Annotated in this window: 2 protein-coding genes and 1 pseudogene; all 3 read left to right on the forward strand. The window is 65.0% G+C overall.

Annotated elements, in window-relative coordinates; translation table 11 throughout:
- The first annotated feature begins 358 nt into the window (after positions 1-358).
- Positions 359-1,903, forward strand: coding sequence for an IS21 family transposase (gene istA / locus AvAM_RS22695; protein WP_137749181.1), 1,545 nt, complete (start codon positions 359-361; stop codon positions 1,901-1,903).
- Positions 1,904-1,939: 36 nt separating this feature from the next.
- A complete protein-coding gene (istB, locus tag AvAM_RS22700; protein WP_011805003.1) occupies positions 1,940-2,677 on the forward strand; it encodes an IS21-like element helper ATPase IstB in 738 nt (245 codons plus the stop codon).
- A 154-nt stretch (positions 2,678-2,831) separates the two neighbouring features.
- Positions 2,832-4,135, forward strand: a pseudogene (locus AvAM_RS22705) (Tn3-like element IS1071 family transposase); the annotation flags it as partial.

Raw genomic sequence — 4,135 nt, forward strand, 5'->3', positions numbered from 1 at the left:
ATCAACTGGTCTGTGGTGGTGAACAGGCAATACCGAAGAAAGCATGCGACCTCCACGGTGCGCGCTGGCTCTTTGATCTTGGCTCCGGCTGAGGGCGGCCTGGAGACAAGTCGGCGCGCGTAGCGGCGCAAGATGAGATCGGGGATGTCTGCCAGGTGCTTATGAACGTCCAGCGTGCGTATTCCACGCGATGGCGGACACGATTCCATGCTGATGGCGGACAGTGTTCCAGCGTGATGGCGGACACCGTTCCACGCTGAAGGCGGACAGCATTCCAAACTGATGGCGGACACCTGCGGGGTGTTCCGAGTGACCCGAACGCGGCATACGCTGCCCGGTTTTTTGACCGGAACCAGCGATGCCCACACCCAGGGTCACCATGAGCAAACTACGACACACACTGCAACTGCTGCACCGCGGGGCCTTGAGCACCCGTCAAATCGGTGCCGCTCTCGGCATCTCCAAATCCACTGTCAGCGAGATAGCCAGCTACGCGCGCGTGGCCGGCGTGGACTGGGCACTGGCCCAGAGCCTGAACGACGACGAACTCCAGGCCCGGCTCTACAAGCCACCCGTGGCGCGCGAGTCCCGGCACCTTGAACCCGACCACGCCCACATCCACCGCGAACTGCGCCGACCTGGCGTGACGCTGCAGTTGCTTTGGGAGGAATACCAGCAACAGCACAGCGGGCAGGCGTACAAGTACAGCGCCTTCTGCGAGAAGTACAAGGCCTGGGCCCGGCGCCTGCAGCGCTCCATGCGCCAGACCCACACCGGCGGCGACAAGCTCTTTGTGGACTACGCCGGCCAGACCGTTCCCGTGGTGGATGCTGACACTGGCGAGATACGCCAGGCCCAGGTCTTCGTGGCCGTGCTGGGCGCATCGAACTACACCTACGCCTGCGCCACCGCCAGCCAGAAGGCCACCGACTGGGTGGCCAGCATCATTAGCGCGCTGGAGTTCATCGGCGGCGTGCCCCGCCTGCTGGTGCCTGACCAGCCGCGCGCCCTCATGGCCCGACCCGACCGTTACGAGCCCACCGCGCACCGCCTGCTCGAAGAGCTCTGTGCGCACTACAGCCTGGCCGTGATGCCCGCGCGCCCGGCCAAGCCACGCGACAAACCCAAGGTGGAGGTCGCTGTGCAGGTGGTCGAGCGCTGGATTCTGGCCAGGCTGCGCCACCAGACCTTCTTCAGCCTGGCCGAGCTCAACCGGGCGATTGCCGCCTTGCTGGTGGACTTGAACCAGCGCGCGTTCAAGAAGCTGCCGGGCAACCGCACTAGCGCCTTCGCCGAACTCGACCGGCCAGCCCTGCGCCCCCTGCCGCCGGTGCGCATGCCCATCGCGCGCTTCAAACCCGCCCGCGTCAACATCGATTACCACGTCGAGCTCGACGGCCACTACTACTCGGTGCCCCACGCCTTGGTGGGCGAGCCGGTGGAGTTGCGCATCACGGCCGGCACGCTCGAAGTCCTGCATGGCGGCAAGCGTGTGGCCGCCCACGTCCTCAATCCCCGCCGGGGGGCACACACCACCACGCCCGAGCACATGCCGGCCTCGCACCGGGCGCACCTGCAGTGGACGCCGGCCAAGCTCATCGCCTGGGGTGAGCGCGTGGGCGCGGCCACCGCCGCCGTGGTGCGCTGGCAGATGGAGCACCGCCAGCATCCCGAGCAGGGTTACCGCTCCTGTCTGGGCCTCATGCGCCTGGGCCGTGAGTACGGGGCTGACCGGCTGGAGGCCGCCTGTGCGCGGGCGCAGTCGATTCGCTCACCGTCCTACAAGAGCATCGCCTCCATCCTGGGCTGCGGCCTGGACCAGCGGCCGCTGGATGCACCGATGGCCGTGCAGGCGAGCCTGCCGCTGCACGAGAACGTGCGCGGGCCGGGCTACTACCACTGAACTCCAACGTGCAAGCAAACCTAACAAGGAAGAACCATGCTCAACGAACAGACCTTGAACCAACTGCGCGCCCTGCGCCTGGACGGCATGGTGGCCGCCCTCAGCGACGCGGCCACCCACATCACGGCCAGCGAGCTGCCCTTTGAACAACGCCTGGCGCTGCTGGTGCAGCGCGAGGTGGACTGGCGTGACAGCAAGCGCCTGGAGCGCCTGTTGAAGGCGGCCCGCCTGAAGGTCTCCAGTGCCTGCCTGGAGGACATCGACTGGCGCGCCAGCCGGGGCCTGAGCCGAGAGGTCATCACCAGCCTGGCCGGCGGGGACTGGCTGCGCCATGGCCACAACGTGCTGCTCACCGGCGCCACCGGGTGCGGCAAGACGTGGCTCGCCTGCGCACTGGGGCAGCAGGCCGCGCGCCTGGGCTTCTCGGTGCTCTACACCCGCGCGCCACGGCTGCTGCAGGAGCTGCACGTGGCCCACGGCGATGGCAGCCTGGGCAAACGGCTGGCGCAACTGGCGCGGCTGGACCTGCTCATCCTGGACGACTTCGGCATCGCGCCGATTGCCGCGCACGAGCGAAACGACCTGCTGGAATTGCTGGACGACCGGGTGGGCACGCGCTCGACGCTCATCACCAGCCAGTTGCCGGTGACGGCCTGGCACGCCTGGCTGGACGAGCCCACGCTGGCCGACGCCATCCTGGACCGCATCGTGCACGGCTCGCACAAGATAGCCCTCAAGGGCGAGTCGATGCGCAAGCTCACCAAGGCCGTCTGAGCCGGCCGCGCCGACCGCCATTCCACGCTGATGGCGGACACTTCGGCTACGATTTGAGCGTCACTCAGGACACCCGCGCAACGTGTCCGCCATCGCCTGGAACGCTGTCCGCGATGGAAATGGAATCACTGTCCGCCATCAGTGGAATGCGCAGCGCGTGGATGATGAACTCCATTTGTCGCCATTGCCCGCAGAGGACGAAGACCCAGAAGTGACCAAGCTGCGCGCGGCTTTGGATCACCGCATCGGTGAGGTTCAATTGCCGGAAGTGATTCTGGCCGTTGACGCCCAGGTGCGCTTTAGCTGGATCATGCTCGGACGTGAGCCGCGCTCTACCGACGAGCTGCTGATGGTCTATGCCGGCATCATGGCCCACGGCACCAGTCTGACTGCGGTCGAATGCGCGCGCATGATTCCGCAATTGTCTGCCACCAGCATTCGCCAGGCCATGCGCTGGGCGCGGGACGAACGGCGTCTGAGCCAGGCCTGCCAGGCTGTGCTGGAATTCATGCAGCGACACCCGATTGCCGCCACCTGGGGGCGGTCCGATTTGGCATCTTCTGACATGATGAGCATGGAGACCACCAAACGGGTGTGGCAAGCCCGGCTTGATCCTCGGCGCAACACACCTTCCATTGGAATCTACTCCCATGTAAAAGACCGGTGGGGCATCTTCCATGCGCAGCCCTTTGTGCTCAATGAGCGCCAGGCGGGCGTGGCCATTGAAGGTGTCATCCGCCAAGAAAAGCTGGAGACCAGCCAGCTTGCTGTGGATACCCATGGCTACACCGACTTTGCCATGTCACATGCCCGTTTGCTTGGTTTTGATCTTTGCCCGCGGTTGAAGGAACTCAAACAGCGCCACCTCTTTGTGCCACGCGGCACCAAAGTGCCCGCAGAAATCGCTGCGGTGTGCGAAGCCAATGTCGACGTCGCTTTGATCGAAAAGCATTGGGATAGTCTGGTGCACCTGGCAGCCTCGGTCATGAGCGGACATGCCAGTGCGGTGGCAGCTCTTGCGCGGTTCGGTTCTGCCGCCCAGGGCGATCCAATCTATGAGGCTGGCGTGCAATTGGGGCGGTTGCTGCGTACGGCGTTTTTGGCTGACTACTTTGTCAAGGACGCTTTCAGGAACGAGTTGCGCCGGGTGCTCAATCGGGGCGAGGCTGTTAACGCCCTCAAGCGCGCCATTTATACCGGCCGGATCAGCCCGGCGCAGGCCAAACGTGTCGATGAAATGCAGGCTGTGGCCGATGCGTTGAGCCTGATGGCCAACATCGTGATGGCGTGGAATACCTCACAGATGCAGGCGGTCCTGGATCGCTGGTCGAACCGCCGCCAGGTCATTCCACCGGAACTGATCGGGAAGATTGCGCCCACCAGGCTGGAGAGCATCAACTTGCGGGGTGTGTTTCGCTTCCCGGTTGACCGCTATGCTGACCAAATCCTGCCTTCGCG

The organism is Acidovorax sp. NB1 (assembly GCF_005405905.1).
GTDB lineage: Bacteria > Pseudomonadota > Gammaproteobacteria > Burkholderiales > Burkholderiaceae_C > Acidovorax.